General features: G+C 40.0%; 11 protein-coding genes and 1 pseudogene. 10 read left to right on the forward strand and 2 right to left on the reverse strand.

The window, feature by feature from the left end; all coding sequences use genetic code 11:
• The first annotated feature begins 6 nt into the window (after nucleotides 1–6).
• The 5 genes and pseudogenes from ACXM1Q_RS03055 to ACXM1Q_RS03075 form a co-directional block, all read left to right on the forward strand.
• Nucleotides 7–882: a glycosyltransferase family 2 protein gene (locus tag ACXM1Q_RS03055; protein ID WP_458516069.1), complete on the forward strand. Its 876-nt coding sequence runs from the start codon at nucleotides 7–9 to the stop codon at nucleotides 880–882.
• Nucleotides 879–1,871 carry a sugar transferase gene (locus tag ACXM1Q_RS03060; RefSeq protein WP_458516071.1) on the forward strand — a complete coding sequence of 331 codons (993 nt, stop codon included), beginning with the start codon at nucleotides 879–881 and terminating at the stop codon, nucleotides 1,869–1,871. The genes ACXM1Q_RS03055 and ACXM1Q_RS03060 overlap by 4 nt, the downstream gene beginning before the upstream one ends.
• Nucleotides 1,872–1,879: 8 nt before the next feature.
• Complete coding sequence (locus ACXM1Q_RS03065; protein WP_458516073.1) at nucleotides 1,880–3,625, forward strand: SP_1767 family glycosyltransferase; 1,746 nt, start codon at nucleotides 1,880–1,882, stop codon at nucleotides 3,623–3,625.
• Nucleotides 3,626–4,501: a glycosyltransferase family 2 protein gene (locus ACXM1Q_RS03070; protein WP_458516075.1), complete on the forward strand. Its 876-nt coding sequence runs from the start codon at nucleotides 3,626–3,628 to the stop codon at nucleotides 4,499–4,501. It abuts the gene before it with no gap.
• Nucleotides 4,502–4,851: 350 nt separating this feature from the next.
• Nucleotides 4,852–4,956, forward strand: a pseudogene (locus ACXM1Q_RS03075) (KxYKxGKxW signal peptide domain-containing protein); the annotation flags it as partial.
• A gap of 47 nt (nucleotides 4,957–5,003) precedes the next feature.
• Here ACXM1Q_RS03075 and ACXM1Q_RS03080 read toward each other — a convergent pair.
• Together ACXM1Q_RS03080 and ACXM1Q_RS03085 are read right to left on the reverse strand one after the other, a co-directional pair.
• Nucleotides 5,004–5,315, reverse strand: a complete 312-nt coding sequence (locus tag ACXM1Q_RS03080; RefSeq protein WP_458516077.1) for a hypothetical protein — start codon at nucleotides 5,313–5,315, stop codon at nucleotides 5,004–5,006.
• 1,413 nt (nucleotides 5,316–6,728) lie between these two features.
• Nucleotides 6,729–10,817 carry a hypothetical protein gene (locus ACXM1Q_RS03085; RefSeq protein WP_458516079.1) on the reverse strand — a complete coding sequence of 1,363 codons (4,089 nt, stop codon included), beginning with the start codon at nucleotides 10,815–10,817 and terminating at the stop codon, nucleotides 6,729–6,731.
• On the opposite strand from ACXM1Q_RS03085, the gene ACXM1Q_RS03090 reads away from it, so the two are divergent.
• The 5 genes from ACXM1Q_RS03090 to asp3 all read left to right on the forward strand — a co-directional run bounded on the left by ACXM1Q_RS03090 (nucleotide 10,804) and on the right by asp3 (nucleotide 16,279).
• Nucleotides 10,804–11,043 carry an LPXTG cell wall anchor domain-containing protein gene (locus ACXM1Q_RS03090; RefSeq protein ID WP_458516124.1) on the forward strand — a complete coding sequence of 80 codons (240 nt, stop codon included), beginning with the start codon at nucleotides 10,804–10,806 and terminating at the stop codon, nucleotides 11,041–11,043. The genes ACXM1Q_RS03085 and ACXM1Q_RS03090 overlap by 14 nt on opposite strands.
• Before the next feature lie 263 nt (nucleotides 11,044–11,306).
• A complete protein-coding gene (secY2, locus tag ACXM1Q_RS03095; protein ID WP_458516081.1) occupies nucleotides 11,307–12,569 on the forward strand; it encodes an accessory Sec system protein translocase subunit SecY2 in 1,263 nt (420 codons plus the stop codon).
• 16 nt (nucleotides 12,570–12,585) lie between these two features.
• A complete protein-coding gene (gene asp1, locus ACXM1Q_RS03100; protein WP_458516083.1) occupies nucleotides 12,586–14,169 on the forward strand; it encodes an accessory Sec system protein Asp1 in 1,584 nt (527 codons plus the stop codon).
• Nucleotides 14,166–15,743: an accessory Sec system protein Asp2 gene (asp2, locus tag ACXM1Q_RS03105; protein WP_458516085.1), complete on the forward strand. Its 1,578-nt coding sequence runs from the start codon at nucleotides 14,166–14,168 to the stop codon at nucleotides 15,741–15,743. The genes asp1 and asp2 overlap by 4 nt, the downstream gene beginning before the upstream one ends.
• On the forward strand, nucleotides 15,740–16,279 hold the full coding sequence (asp3, locus tag ACXM1Q_RS03110) for an accessory Sec system protein Asp3 (RefSeq protein ID WP_458516087.1): 540 nt from the start codon (nucleotides 15,740–15,742) through the stop codon (nucleotides 16,277–16,279). Before asp2 ends, asp3 begins: the two co-directional genes overlap by 4 nt.
• The last annotated feature ends 6 nt before the right edge of the window (nucleotides 16,280–16,285 follow it).

Raw genomic sequence — 16,285 nt, forward strand, 5'->3', positions numbered from 1 at the left:
ACTTATTTGGAAAAGGTAAGTATTATTATTCCAGTTTATAATGCAGAGAAGTATCTTCGGGAGTGTGTTGAAAGTGTTTGTAATCAGACCTATCAAAATCTTGAGATTCTCTTGATTAATGATGCTTCCAAGGATTCGTCAGCACTATTGATCGAACAGTTGAAATTGGAAGATTCTCGGATTAAGGCTATCCATAAGCCTCAGAATGAAGGAGTTGGGGCAGCTCGAAACACTGGACTAGATATCGCTCAAGGCGAGTACATTCTGTTTATTGACCAAGACGATTGGATGGACTCAAATCATATTGCAGATTTAGTGGAGTTATTGGAACGGACACAGGCTGATATTGCTATTGCGAATTTCACTCGTTATTATATGGATGAAGAACGATATGAAATTCATATTGCAGATCAGGACTATTATGAGTTGGAGTTAACACCTAAGGAATGGTTCCGTTACCAGTATGGACAACCACACAATCTTAGCAGTTGTTTCACAGTTCCCTGGGGAAAACTGTATAAAAAGTCTTTATTTGAAAACTTTTTATACTATACAGGGGCATTTGGTGAAGATGACCGAGGTACTTGGAAACTTTATTTGCTCAGTGAGAAGATCGCTTACATGCATCGGGCTAGCCTAGTCTATCGGGTTAATGAGAGCAGTATGACTCAGACTACTGAGAAAGCAGAAATTTTTTCCGTAGAACCTGTTTTAGAACGGATAGCTGTACTGGCTATGTTGGGGTTTGATATATCCCAAGAAGTAGCAGCTTTTAAGTGGAGAGCTCAGGTTAATCGTGATACCAAACTGTTAGCAGGTGATATTGAAGCCTATAGAGACTTAGAGTTGAAATTGAAATTATTGGAAAACGATACAAAATGAGAGTCTATATTACAAATTTGAATGGACAGGCAGCACAAAGTACAGCTCAAATTGCCCAGAATATGGTAACGGATATTGCTGTAGATTTAGGATATCGAGAACTGGGAATCTATGCTTACAATATACATTCAGATACGCCTAGTGAACTGAGCAAGCGTTTAGATGGCATTGTAGCAGGTCTACGACATGGAGATGTCGTGATTTTTCAAACGCCTACCTGGAACACTACGGATTTTGATGAGAGATTTATGCATAAATTAAAAGCTTACCACATTAAGGTTGTAATTTTTATTCATGATATGGTTCCTTTAATGTTTGCAGGGAATTATTATTTGATGGAGAGAACGATTGCTTATTACAATAAAGCGGACGTTATTATCGCACCAAGTCAAAAAATGCTAGATGTTCTACGTGCCCACGGCTTAACAGTTCAAAAAACAGTAATCCAGGGGATGTGGGATCATCCAACAGAGTCTCATCAAGCAGAAGCTCGTTTTAAAAAGGAAATTCATTTTCCAGGTTCCCCTGAACGTTTTTCCTTTGTCAAAGAATGGCAGTACACGATTCCGCTAAATCTGTATACCTGGCATCAGTTAACCCTACCTGAACAGGTGAATTATAAAGGGTATAAACCGGATCAAGAACTACTAATGGAGTTATCCCATGGTGGCTTTGGCTTGGTTTGGATGGATGATCATGATAAGGATTACCAGACTCTTTATTGTCCTTATAAACTGGGGACATTTTTAGCTGCAGGGATTCCAGTAATTGTTCAAAAGGGAATTGCCAACCAGGACATTATTGAGCACAATAACCTTGGTTTTGTAGTGGAAAGTATCGAAGAAGCGGTGGAGCGAATTCAATCCTTATCAGAAGTGGAGTATGGGCAGATGGTAGAGCGGGTTCGAACCTTTAATCCTCTTATTAGACAGGGATTTTTTAGCCGTCGTCTTTTGACAGAGGCTGTTTTTCAAGCCTTGTGTCAGTAAGGAGTAATATGAAGAATTTAGCATCGATTCAAGTACGATCTATTTTAGAGACTCTTCAGCTTATCCAGGAGCATGGAGCATCCGTTGCTCGTTTCGGAGATGGCGAAGTAGATATGATGACAGGGTCTAGCATTCCCTATCAAGACTATGATCCTGATTTGGCTCAGGCTCTTTTAGAAATTCTCCAGACACCAAGTACTTCTAATTTTTTAGTTTGTTTACCGGATGTATTTCAAAATCTCGAGCGTTATAATGGCAATGCTACTCATTTCTGGAATCAGCATTTTGCTAGATATCAAGATTTTTATCGAGAATATTGTCATTCACCATGGTATGGATCGACATTTATTTCGAGACCTTATATTGATTTGGTCGATAAAAGTCAAGCAGCACGCTTCTTTGAGGCTTTGAAAGACGTGTGGAAAGGGCGAGATTTGTTAATCGTAGAGGGGGAAACGTCTCGCTCGGGTGTTGGTAATGATCTTTTCGCAGATGCTCAGTCGATTGAACGGGTCATTTGTCCTTCACGAAATGCTTTTGCGTATTATGAAGAAATTCTACATACTGTGCGTCAGAAAGCGGGTAATCGTCTTATTTTGTTGATGTTGGGGCCGACAGCTAAGGTTTTGGCACGAGATTTGAACAAGGCTGGCTATCAAGCAATTGATTTGGGGCATATTGATTCAGAATATGAATGGTTTCAGATGGGTGCAACTCATAAGGTGAGGTTACCCCATAAGCATACAGCGGAGTTTAACTACGATGAGGAGATTGATCTGGAGCATGATGTGGAGTATGCCCATCAAATTGTGGCTCGAGTTGGAGTGGAGGAGGAAGTAACTGTGATCACTGAAGCGGATAGCATCGAAGCAACGGGTTTGATTTCGATTATTGTTCCTGTTTATAATGTAGCGCCATATCTACATCGTTGTTTAGATTCTATTGTGAAGCAAACCTATAGCCATTTTGAAGTGCTATTGATTAATGATGGTTCGACAGATGGTAGTGCAGCTATTTGTCAAGAGTACGTGGATAAAGACTCCCGTATTCGATTAGTGCATCAAGAAAATCAAGGGCCTTCTGCCGCAAGAAATTTAGGGATTAGCTTAGCAAAAGGAGAGTATGTAACCTTTATTGACTCAGATGATTTTGTGGAAGCTACTTATTTGGAACTTTTGCACAAGGCCTTGGTGACCAATCATTCAGATATTTCTGTTTGTAATTTCACGTCTTTTAATGAAGAACGTCAAGCATTTCTATTTTCGATTACCTCTGAGATGTATTTTGAAAAAACCTATAGTGTTCAGGAGTGGTTACGTCAAGAAAATCAGGGACGACATAATCTACATTTGGTATTCACCTTTTCACCGATGAAACTCTTTAAGCGTTCCTTGTGGGAAGGTATTGCTTATCCCTTAGGGCGTCTACGAGAAGATGATGCGACCATTTATAAAACGTATTTAAAAGCGAAAAGGATTACCTTCATTAATCAACCTCTTTATTATTACTCTCAGAGTCCTACTGGTTTGTCACGAAATGTGATGCGAGAGGATATTGTGAGTATGGTTTCCATTGCTGAGGAGCGAATCGCCCTATTACTGGCTCTAGGCTATGATGTTACTGAACATTTGGATTCCTACATTAAACGTTTGAAGAAGTGCAGGGACGATGCTTTATCTAGTGGGCAAATCGAGGTGTATCAGCATTTGCAAAATAAACTTGATTTAATTGACAATCATCAGAAAGAGGTCTAAATGGAAAAAATAACGGTGATTGTTCCTGTCTTTAATGCCGGTCCTTATCTCCGACAATGTTTGGATAGTATTGTTCGACAAAGTTATCAGAATCTAGAAATTATCCTAATCAATGATGGATCTACAGATGGTTCTGCTGCCATCTGTGAGCAGTATCGTCAACAAGATCAACGCATTCGTGTTGTCCATAAAAAACTTGGTGGTGGTGGAGTTGGAGCTGCTCGTAATAGTGCTCTTCCTTTGATTACAGGTGACTATGTCCTATTTGTAGATAATGATGATTGGCTAGAGGAAACTCATATTGAATATTTGTATCAGGCTTTGAAAGAGACGGATAGTGATATTTCAATTGTGAATTTTACAGAGTATATCGATGATCGAGGGGCCTATCGTTTTCATTTAACGGAAGAAGATTATTTCCGAGAAACCTATACACCTGCGGAATGGTTTCAATATCAATATGAAGGACGTTTTTCCTTTAGTCAGGTATTTACGGTTCCTTGGTCTAAATTGTATAAGGCTAGTCTCTTTGAGGGAATTATTTATCCAGAAGCTGAAAAAGTTGAAGATGATTATACAACTTGGAAATTGTACTTGTTAGCGGATAAAATTGTCTATAGTCATGTAGGAAGTTATGTCCATCGAAAACGTTCCAGCTCTGTAACCAGTACTGTTGATTTGGTGTATGTATTTCCTTTACGCAGTATTCAGGAACGTGTGGTGATCTTGTCATTAATTGGTTTTGATGTCAAACAGGAATTACGTGCCTATCGTTGGCGGTTAGAGCGCCATATTGAAGCTCTATTGGAAAAGGGGGATATGCAGGACTATCAAAAATGTCTTACGACCCTGAAAATCCTGGACAAATGGTCTTAGAGAGAAGATTGGCTTCAAATCTTTTAAAAAGTTTTTAGTTTTTGTAGTAAGTCTCTAGAGATTCTATCTTAGCTACTAAACATATAAGCTATCTACTATAAATAAAGAGGTCGAGATTTGAAGTCGGCCTCTTTTTTATAGGTGTTGCCCTACTAAAAGGAATGATTGATCCTTGATTTTGGATTTGTGTTCGGAATAAGAATCTTTTGTGTGAAAAATCACGAAGAAATGTTAGCCCTTTCTTGATTTTATAAGAAAATTTCCTTATAAAAATGAGTTAAATTGATTGAAAAATATGAGGCTTAGATATATAATAAAGGCATTACATTATTTTGAAAGGTTGTGTGTGAGTGAAACATAGAGACGGAAAATCTGTTGAATCGTATAGGCATACTCGTGTTAAAATGCATAAATCAGGTAAGCATTGGGTCCGCACGATTATGTCTAGCGTTGGTTCCATTATTTTAGGCCAATCAAGGACAAAAATTTCTGAGCAATCGCTTCAGAAATCTAACCCTGATGAAATGGCATCTAAATTAATCTCTCCAGCTACTGTCTTAAAAGGGGCTGGGGCTCTTGGTGCAGTGATTGGTGGGGCTGCTTTAGGAACAGATGAGGCCTTTGCGACTGAGACAGTTGTAGCATCTGAAACAAGTACAGAAAATTTGACAACAGCTGAGGAAGTAACCTTGCCTACAGATGCAGTAGTTTCTACTTCATCCGAACAGGTTTCCTCTCTCCAAAATACGCTGTCAGATGTGTCTGAAAGTTCAGTATTGCAAGAGTCTGGTTCAGATTCAGCTTCCCTATCCACCTCTGTATCTACATCTGTTTCAGTTAGTGAATCAGAGTCTGTATCTGCTTCAGAATCGTTATCTCTTTCAGAATCGCTTTCTATTTCAACTTCAACTTCGAGCTCAGTGTCTTTGTCTCTATCTGAAAGTCATTCAAGTTCCGAATCACTTTCTTTATCTGAGAGTGAGAGTCAGTCAGCAAGTTATCGTGCATCATTGACTTTTGGCAAAGAAACAACTCAAGCTGAGAAGACTGAGCAGGTAACAGAGCGTGATAATCGTCTAGCAGAATTGAATCGCGCGAAATCCAGTGCTGAAATTTTAACACAGTTAGCTCATGAACAGCGTTTTGACTTAACGAATGAATCCTTGGCAGAAGCAGTAGCTGTTAGTCAAGGAGATATCGCTGCTGCTAAAACCATTTTAGGGGATTCTACTGCTACTCTAGCAGAAATTCAAACAACCTTATCAGCTTTACGCAATAGCTCACAAGCTTTAGCAGCAGAACTTGTGAAGCAAACACCAGATGGGAAGTTGAGTTTCATGCTCGACACAAGCTCAGCAGTGGTCTCTGGTCTTCCAAATCAAGCTGTTCCAGCTACCGTAGCAGGTTATACGGTCGAGCAGAAATATCCGGACAATATTAAATTGGTGGATATGAATGAAGACTTCTTCACTTTTGCAGTTGTGACAGATTCAAATAGTGCACATTATTTATCTCTATCTATTAATAAAGCAAATGAGATTTATGTGAATACGTTTGATAGCAACGGAGCTGTAGTAGATCGGACTATCCTAGTTTATGGTAATGATGCTCGTCAAACCATGACTACTGGAAACTGGACTTTATCTTCTCAATTACGCTTTACTCAAGATGGAACGATTATCCCAGATCAAGCTCGTATTCGTATTTCTACAACGAATGGGAATGGGACTGTTGTTGGTTTGTTTGGATTCCAGCAGAGACCTGCTATATCTGCTCGAGTAGATATTAATAATGTACCAGTTTATGTAACGCAGAGAATTCAGCATGTGTATACAGATGGGAAGCAGGCTGCTCCAGAACTTACCCAGTCTGGTTGGAGTTACTCACCTTATACCACAGCAGCTGTGAGCGTGGAACATGGGAAACTGGTTGAAGTTACTGGAGGAGGGGCTGAAGGCGTTCTAACGGTGACCAATCCAGTAATTACATATCGATATGATTACAGTATTTCAGAATCTGAAAGTACCTCACTCTCTACTTCTGAAAGATTATCAACTTCAGAGTCTGTAATGGCTTCACAATCACTTTCGACTTCAAGCAGTTTATCTGTTTCGATGAGTGTTTCTAGCTCTGAAAGTTTGTCTCACTCGGCTTCTGAAAGTCTTTCGGCTTCAGAGTCCATCAGTCACTCAGAGTCTCAAAGTTTATCGATTTCAGAATCCGTATCCTATTCTATTTCAGAGTCTATCTCAGAATCTATCTCAAATTCAATCAGTGATTCTGTATCTATGTCCATATCCGAATCTGTATATGAATCGGTAAGTGAGTCTATGTCTGAATCTGTCTTAGAGTCAGTATCCGAATCCGTATCCGAATCTGTATATGAATCGGTGAGTGAGTCTGTATCAGAATCTGTGTATGAATCGGTATCTGAATCCGTTTCCGAGTCAGTGAGCGAATCTATCTCAGAATCAGTCTCCGAATCAGTGAGTGAGTCTATCTCAGAATCTGTATCTGAATCAGTAAGTGAATCCATTTCAGAGTCTGTCTCCGAGTCAGTAAGCGAATCTATCTCAGAATCTGTATCCGAGTCAGTAAGCGAATCTATCTCAGAATCTGTATCCGAGTCAGTAAGTGAGTCTATTTCAGAATCTGTATCAGAGTCAGTGAGCGAGTCTATTTCAGAATCCGTCTCTGAATCAGTAAGCGAATCTATCTCAGAATCTGTATCCGAGTCAGTAAGTGAGTCTATCTCAGAATCTGTATCAGAATCAGTAAGCGAATCCGTATCAGAATCTGTATCCGAGTCAGTAAGTGAGTCCATTTCTGAATCCGTCTCAGAGTCAGTGAGTGAGTCTATTTCTGAATCTGTGTCCGAATCAGTAAGTGAATCTGTATCTGAATCCGTTTCCGAGTCAGTGAGCGAGTCCATTTCAGAATCAGTCTCCGAGTCAGTGAGTGAGTCTATCTCAGAATCTGTGTCCGAGTCAGTGAGTGAGTCCATTTCAGAGTCTGTATCTGAGTCCGTAAGCGAATCTATCTCAGAATCTGTATCAGAATCAGTAAGCGAGTCCGTATCAGAATCTGTATCCGAGTCAGTAAGTGAGTCCATTTCTGAATCCGTCTCAGAGTCAGTGAGTGAGTCTATTTCTGAATCAGTCTCCGAATCGGTGAGTGAGTCTATCTCAGAATCTGTATCAGAATCAGTAAGTGAGTCTATCTCAGAATCAGTCTCCGAGTCAGTGAGCGAGTCTATCTCAGAATCAGTCTCCGAGTCAGTGAGTGAGTCTATCTCAGAATCTGTGTCCGAGTCAGTGAGCGAGTCAATCTCAGAATCAGTGTCCGAGTCGGTAAGCGAGTCGATTTCAGAATCCGTGTCAGAATCAGTAAGTGAATCAATTTCAGAGTCTGTGTCAGAGTCAGTGAGCGAGTCTATTTCTGAATCTGTTTCCGAATCAGTAAGTGAATCTGTATCTGAATCCGTTTCCGAGTCAGTGAGCGAGTCCATTTCAGAATCTGTATCAGAGTCAGTGAGTGAGTCTATCTCAGAATCAGTCTCCGAGTCCGTAAGCGAATCTATTTCAGAATCAGTCTCCGAGTCCGTAAGTGAGTCTATTTCAGAATCCGTATCTGAGTCAGTAAGTGAGTCTATCTCAGAGTCTGTATCAGAGTCAGTAAGTGAGTCTATTTCAGAATCTGTGTCCGAGTCAGTGAGCGAATCTATCTCAGAATCTGTCTCAGAGTCAGTAAGTGAGTCTATTTCAGAATCCGTATCTGAGTCAGTAAGTGAATCTATTTCAGAGTCTGTCTCCGAGTCAGTAAGTGAGTCTATTTCAGAATCTGTGTCAGAATCCGTAAGTGAGTCTATTTCAGAATCTGTGTCAGAATCAGTGAGTGAGTCTATTTCAGAGTCTGTCTCAGAGTCAGTGAGTGAGTCTATTTCAGAATCTGTGTCAGAATCAGTGAGTGAGTCTATTTCAGAGTCTGTCTCAGAGTCAGTGAGTGAGTCTATTTCAGAATCTGTATCAGAATCAGTGAGTGAGTCTATTTCAGAGTCTGTCTCAGAGTCAGTAAGTGAGTCTATCTCAGAATCCGTCTCAGAATCAGTGAGTGAGTCTATCTCAGAATCTGTATCAGAGTCAGTAAGTGAGTCTATCTCAGAATCTGTATCAGAGTCAGTAAGTGAGTCCATTTCTGAATCCGTCTCAGAATCAGTGAGTGAGTCTATCTCAGAATCTGTATCTGAATCAGTAAGTGAGTCTATCTCAGAATCTGTATCAGAGTCAGTAAGTGAGTCCGTTTCAGAATCCGTCTCCGAGTCAGTGAGCGAATCTATCTCCGAGTCAGTGAGTGAGTCTATCTCAGAATCTGTGTCCGAGTCAGTGAGTGAGTCCATTTCAGAGTCTGTCTCAGAGTCCGTAAGCGAATCTATCTCAGAATCTGTCTCCGAGTCAGTGAGTGAGTCTATCTCAGAATCTGTGTCCGAGTCAGTGAGTGAGTCCATTTCAGAGTCTGTCTCAGAGTCCGTAAGTGAGTCTATTTCAGAGTCTGTGTCAGAATCAGTGAGTGAGTCTATTTCAGAGTCTGTATCAGAGTCAGTGAGTGAGTCTATTTCAGAATCTGTGTCAGAATCAGTGAGTGAGTCTATTTCAGAGTCTGTATCAGAGTCAGTGAGTGAGTCTATTTCAGAATCTGTATCAGAATCAGTGAGTGAGTCTATTTCAGAGTCTGTCTCAGAGTCAGTAAGTGAGTCTATCTCAGAATCTGTATCAGAATCAGTGAGTGAGTCCATTTCTGAATCTGTCTCAGAATCAGTGAGTGAGTCTATCTCAGAATCTGTATCAGAGTCAGTAAGTGAGTCTATCTCAGAATCTGTATCAGAGTCAGTAAGTGAGTCCATTTCTGAATCCGTCTCAGAATCAGTGAGTGAGTCTATCTCAGAATCTGTATCTGAATCAGTAAGTGAGTCTATCTCAGAATCTGTATCAGAGTCAGTAAGTGAGTCCGTTTCAGAATCCGTCTCCGAGTCAGTGAGCGAATCTATCTCAGAGTCAGTGAGTGAGTCTATCTCAGAATCTGTGTCCGAGTCAGTGAGTGAGTCCATTTCAGAGTCTGTCTCAGAGTCCGTAAGCGAATCTATCTCAGAATCTGTCTCCGAGTCAGTGAGTGAGTCCGTATCAGAATCTGTTTCCGAGTCAGTGAGCGAGTCTATTTCTGAATCCGTTTCAGAATCAGTGTCAGAGTCCGTAAGTGAATCCATTTCTGAGTCTGTCTCCGAATCAGTGAGTGAGTCAGTCTCCGAATCCGTAAGTGAGTCTATTTCAGAATCTGTGTCAGAATCCGTAAGTGAGTCCATTTCAGAGTCTGTCTCCGAGTCAGTAAGTGAGTCTATTTCAGAATCAGTCTCCGAGTCCGTAAGTGAATCCATTTCAGAGTCTGTCTCCGAATCAGTAAGTGAATCCATTTCAGAGTCTGTGTCAGAATCCGTAAGTGAGTCTATTTCAGAATCTGTGTCAGAGTCAGTGAGTGAGTCCATTTCAGAATCTGTTTCCGAGTCAGTGAGTGAGTCCATTTCAGAATCTGTATCAGAATCAGTGAGTGAGTCTATTTCAGAATCTGTGTCAGAGTCAGTAAGTGAGTCCATCTCAGAATCAGTGTCAGAATCCGTAAGTGAGTCTATCTCAGAATCAGTCTCCGAGTCAGTAAGTGAGTCCATCTCAGAATCAGTGTCCGAGTCGGTGAGTGAGTCCATCTCAGAATCAGTGTCCGAGTCGGTGAGCGAGTCCGTATCTGAATCTGTGTCAGAGTCATTGAGCGAGTCTATCTCAGAATCAGTGTCAGAATCAGTGAGTGAGTCCATTTCAGAATCTGTTTCAGAATCAGTAAGTGAGTCCATCTTAGAATCAGTCTCCGAATCAGTGAGCGAGTCTATCTCAGAATCTGTATCCGAGTCAGTGTCTGAGTCCATCTCAGAATCCGTGTCCGAGTCGGTGAGCGAGTCCATCTCAGAATCCGTGTCCGAGTCGGTGAGCGAGTCGATTTCAGAATCTGTGTCAGAGTCCGTAAGCGAGTCCATCTCAGAATCAGTGTCTGAATCAGTCTCCGAATCAATTTCAGAATCTGTATCAGAATCAGTAAGTGAGTCGATTTCAGAATCTGTGTCAGAGTCAGTGTCTGAGTCAATCTCAGAATCTGTATCAGAGTCAGTGTCTGAGTCAATCTCAGAATCCGTGTCCGAGTCAGTGAGCGAGTCAATCTCAGAATCTGTATCAGAGTCGGTGAGCGAGTCGATTTCAGAATCCGTGTCAGAGTCCATAAGTGAGTCTATCTCAGAATCCGTATCAGAGTCAGTAAGTGAGTCGATTTCAGAATCCGTTTCAGAATCAGTCTCCGAATCACTCAGTGAGAAACCGGTCGCTAATCGTCTTCCAAATACTGGAGATCAAGATTCTTCAGGTATGAGCCTAGCGGGATTAGGTCTTCTATCAGCGATTTTATTGGGTCGGAAAAAACGTAAAAAAGATGACCAAGCAGTCGATTAATGACTGATAATGATTATAATAGATATGCATAGTATGGTTTTAGACGAATCATATGATCGTTAGACGAAAAATGAGGCTGGAACATTTTGTTCCAGCCTCTCTATGCATGTTGCTACAAAATTTATAGTGTAGAAATAAAAAAGTGGATATTTAGACAAGAATATGATTCTTGTAGCTATTAGCTTCTCTGGCTATTTTAGGAGAGGGCAGAGATTGTTTATGTTATACTTATTTTAAAAAGGAAATATGAGGATGACCTCACTATGTTAAATTTAAAAAGTACATGGGCCAATCAGTTACTGCGTAGTAAAATGATCTGGACTTTGTTGATTGTGATGGTTTACATGATTGGACGGTTTTTACCAGTTCCGACAGCCCTGATTACAAATGAGCAACTACAACAATTTGGAAATCATACCATTTGGCAGAATCTTGCAACGGTGACTGGAGCTCGGATTAGTAGTCTGACGCTATTCTCCTTGGGATTGAGTCCTTGGATGACAACTGTTATTATTTGGCGCTTTTTTACTGTTTTTAATATCTTTAAAAATCAAACTCAGGCTCAGATGTATCACTATCGAATGTTATTATCGATAGTCATTGCAGCTATTCAAGCTTTCGGTTTAACAGCTTCTGCCCAATTACTTGAACTGCCTTTTATGGGTGTATCAGGAAAAGAGGTTAGTTGGTTTATTACGATTGTAATTTTGGTGGTAGGATCCGTTGTTCTAACTTGGTTAGGAAATAGAAATGCTGTTCGTGGTCTAGGTGGTATGACAATGATCATTTTGGTGAATATGATTCTTTCTTTTATAGAGAATGGAATTCGTTTTATCTCTGAACAGTCCGGATTTTCATTTCTGTTACTCGGTCAATTGTTGATTTTTGCGGTAATCTATAGCTTGTTAGTTTTGTTGACAGTTACGCTGTATAGAGGAGAATACCGAATACCAATTCGAAGGGTAGCCCTTCACACGGTCTATGATCAGAAAAGCTATTTACCGATTCGAGTAACACCGGCTGGAGCCTTGCCTTTTATGTATGGAATGACTTTGATGATGTTACCTGCTTATTTGTTAAGTGGTCTACGCTCCCTTTATCCGACCAATGATATGCTGAAAGTCTTGAGTACTCAGTTAAGTTTGACACAAGTACCGGGAGCAATTTTTTATATGTTTCTTTTGTATGTCTTATCGATTGGTTTTGCTTATTACAACTATGATTCTTATGATATTGCCAGAAATATGCGTAATAACGGGGATTATATTGAAGGGATTCGTCCGGGGCGTGATACAAAAGACTATATTCAGAAAAAAGTCTCTAGTCTTGCTCAATTTGGAGCTTGTACAGTTCTGTTGATTGGAGGATTGCCCTTATTATTTCTAGTAGTCAGAGGAACACATGATGGTAGTATTAGCATTGCTCTGTTGATTAACAATGCCTATATTGTATCAAGCCTATTATTGGGAGTTGTTGAACAAGTAGACACTATTCAAAGTTGGAAAAACTACCAGAATGTCATTTAGAAGTCGGGAGTTTAGCATGTTTTATTTCATTCCATCTTGGTACAATGCGAATCGTCCTTGGTACCATCAGACTCAAATCTGGTTTCGCGTTTTAGAACGTATGACCTTTGATGATACAGTTCACCAGATTAAAATGTTTCATCAGGGGCAAGAAGAAGTTGGATTGTTGATTTTAAATTATCAGCCTCAACTGCGTTATTTATTACATAAACAAGACCTTCTTGCAATTCCGTATTGGTCATTCTTTGATGATATTCAAAATATTTCGTCTGTATCAGTGAAGCCTTTTTCTTTTAAAGAGCTGCATTGGCCCAAAGGGACACAATTTCTATACAGTCCCTTTGCTGTTTTAGCACGAGTGAATCAAAAAGATATTGCAAGAATTCATTTTGCTCAAGATGGAAATCTTTTCTTTATTGAATTTTTAGAAGATGGTAAGGTGAGCAAACAGTATCTTTTTGACGATCGAGGTTTCCTATCTTCTATTCTCTATTTTGATGAGCAGGAGCAAGAATGGTATCAGGATTATCTCAATGAAAGTGGTGTCTGGCAGGTACGTGAATACTTACAGGGATCTTTGGAAGGACAGATTGAAGTGAATCCTTATGCAGATCATTTGTTTCAACAGAAGTTTTACCAGTCTTGGTCTTCACTAATGGAAGAACGTTTGGAACTTTTAAAGCAACAGGTGATGGATGATCAGGATACGTTGGTGATTGCGAGCCATTCTCAGCACAATGAGTTAATGCTTCAAGTATTTCCTAAGCAACAGAAAGTTGTTTCCTTTTTTGGGGATCGTTTTCAATTTGAAGTGGAGGATTCGAGCCAAAAGTTAGTTGAACAAGCGAATTTATTGGTTGTTGATACTAAAAAACAAGAAGAAAAGCTACGGCAATGGATGCAAGTCGTGTACCAGCAGCCAAAAGCGCTTTTACGTGTACCTCCTTACGATACACGTCTGCGATTGGGACATAGCCAAATGATAAAAGAGCAGATTCTGTATTTTTATATGGATTCTTTGACAGAATCGGAACTATTTCTTGTGCTAGAAGTTTTGTTAGATTTTATGGCGCAGCATGATGATGTAGCTCTATCATTAGTAACTTTTGATCGTTCTCGTAATACAAAAATAGTAGAAGAGTGGATTAGTCAGCGAATCTATAGTCATTACAATGCAGAGGATTTTTTTCAAGTAGCAGATACTGGAAATGAAAACCAATTGGAAGAAGATGAGGAGATGGAGTTGTCACGAATTCATTTTCATTTATTAACAAATGAAAATGATATTATTACAGCTTTAGATTCTGCACGCTTGGTGCTTGATTTGGGAGTAGAACCTGATCTCTATACTCAGATTGCTAGTATTTCAGCGGGGGTTCCTCAGATCAATCAGGTCGAGACAGATTTTGTTAGTCATAAGAAAAATGGTTGGATTCTTCATCCAGAGGAAAATTTAGAAGAAGCCTTACACTTTTATTTAGAGGGATTAGCAAACTGGAATCGTTCCTTGGTTTATTCGGTTCAGAAAATGGCAGATTATACGAGTGGTCGTATCCTTCATCAGTGGCATGAATTACTAGATAAGGAAGAAAGAACATGAAAATCTTACAAATTGGTGCCTCTTCTTGGGTCAATCAAGAGATTGTTTTACCGGAGGATATGCAGTGGTACTGTACGGAAGCAGAAGATATTCCAGCGTTGTTAGAGGAACTGACAGAACAAGCTCGGAATCGTTTACCGAAAATGGAAGACGGAAGCTCACTTCCGAAAGTACGTTTGCACTTTGATGCTGTTGTGATTACAAGCTCACTAGCTGAAGAAAGTTTGACTCCCCTTATGAATTGTGTGGAAGCCTATGGTCTTTATGTGGATACGGGAGTTTCCCTGCCGGAAGGAAGTCCTTTTGGGATATTTAGGCGAAAAATGCTACGGAAGCTCGAAGTTGTGGGAGATTTGCAAACAAAGATTGACTATCTTTATCTCACACACTTTGGGAGTCAATACGGTGCGAAACTGAAAGTGCCGGATATTGATGTTAGTGAACAATTTCAAGGGAATGTCTTTTATGATGGTCACGTAGCTGTTCATTTGCAGGGAGAGTTTGGCCAAGATTTTACCCCTTTACTAACCTTCCGTTATAATTTGGGAACCTTTCCTGTGGCCCTTGAAATTTGGTTGGAATATTTTAAAGTAGCAGGAAATCCAGAGATTTATTTGGAAATTACTCCGATGCGAAAGGGAAGCCTGCATGATTTTTTGGAACCGATTGTATTAAGCGAGGATCAATTGGAGACTCCCTATATTCTTCCTCCTGATGAAGAAATTGGTTTTTATGCCATCTCAGTCTGGGCCAAGGGAACAGGCGAGCTGGGATTTGGACCTCTTCATTGGCGGTATTCCCGTATCGGGATGGGACAATTTGTTCTAGGTGGGGAACGTTTCAGCGATTCTAAAAAACAGGAGTTGATTTATTATTTCAATCCTGGAGATCTGAAGCCACCTTTGAATGTTTATTTTTCAGGTTTTCGAACTGCTGAGGGATTTGAGGGTTATGGAATCATGAAGTCCTTGAAAGGTCCTTTTCTGTTGATTGGGGATCCGCGCTTAGAAGGTGGTGGCTTTTATATCGGTTCACCTGAATTGGAAGCCAAAGTGGTAGAGGTGATTCAGGAATCCTTAGATTATTTAGGTTTTCAACAATCAGATCTTATTTTATCGGGTTTATCCATGGGAACTTTTGGAGCTCTTTATTATGCATCTGATTTCAATCCCTATGCAGTTGTTATTGGAAAACCGTTTACAAATGTAGGTGATACGGTAGCTGCTATCAAGCTAAAAAGACCTGATGAATTTGAGACAAGTGCAGATGTTTTGCTCAACGTCACTGGGGGAGTTCAAAAGCAGGACATGGAGCAATTGAATCAGAAATTTTGGGATAAGTTTAAGCAATCTAGCTTTGCGGAGACTACTTTTGCAATTGCTTACATGGAAAATGATGATTATGACGGCAAAGCGACAGCTATGTTATTAGAAGCATTAACGGAACAAGGAACTCATATTTATACGAAGGGATATGAGGGCCGTCATAACGACAATAGTCGAGCGATCAATAGATGGTTTATGAAGCAGTATGTCCAGTTATTGGAGAATGGGTATGGAAGGAAGTATGGATGAGTAAAGAACTAATACATCGGATTACCTGGAATCAGGTTTATAATGGGGATGCTTATCTATATGGAACGATTTTAGTCTTTACCGATAGAGGTGTGTCTTTTGAAAATGGTGTAATGGCTTCAGGCAAGGTCATTTGCCGGTTTTATTCCGCTACAAATTACCAAGGCAAACGTAGTTCCCCAGCTTTGCCTCTTCTTGTTCCAGGTCATCGTTATCGGATTGAAATTGCTATTGAAACTAAACCAGAGGGACGCTTTTTTCTAGAATTTGCTTATTTTAACCGTCAAGGAGAGCAGATTGGTTTTGAAGTATTACGGACTTATCAAGATTATATTCATTATCCAATTGATGCTTTTACCTACTTAGTTACGATTAGAAGTGCAGGAGCGAGTCAGCTTTTATTTGAAGGTTTTTCAATTTATGCGATGGAGGAGGCGGATCCTTTTAAATTGGATAAACCACTGGAAAAGCGTTATCTCTCTCATCAGCTTCCAAGTGATTTGGACCTAGTCCAAAATCTTATTAAAACCATCTAATGAATG

It is taken from the genome of Streptococcus sp. 10F2 (assembly GCF_054331515.2).

Coding starts and splice junctions, on each gene's coding strand:
- ACXM1Q_RS03060 (WP_458516071.1), top strand. CDS start 879: ATGAGAGTCTATATTACAAATTTGAATGGACAGGCAGCACAAAGTACA.
- secY2 (WP_458516081.1), top strand. CDS start 11,307: ATGTTAAATTTAAAAAGTACATGGGCCAATCAGTTACTGCGTAGTAAA.
- ACXM1Q_RS03070 (WP_458516075.1), top strand. CDS start 3,626: ATGGAAAAAATAACGGTGATTGTTCCTGTCTTTAATGCCGGTCCTTAT.
- ACXM1Q_RS03085 (WP_458516079.1), bottom strand. CDS start 10,817: ATGGACTCTGACACGGATTCTGAAATCGACTCGCTCACCGACTCTGAT.
- asp2 (WP_458516085.1), top strand. CDS start 14,166: ATGAAAATCTTACAAATTGGTGCCTCTTCTTGGGTCAATCAAGAGATT.
- asp3 (WP_458516087.1), top strand. CDS start 15,740: ATGAGTAAAGAACTAATACATCGGATTACCTGGAATCAGGTTTATAAT.
- asp1 (WP_458516083.1), top strand. CDS start 12,586: ATGTTTTATTTCATTCCATCTTGGTACAATGCGAATCGTCCTTGGTAC.
- ACXM1Q_RS03065 (WP_458516073.1), top strand. CDS start 1,880: ATGAAGAATTTAGCATCGATTCAAGTACGATCTATTTTAGAGACTCTT.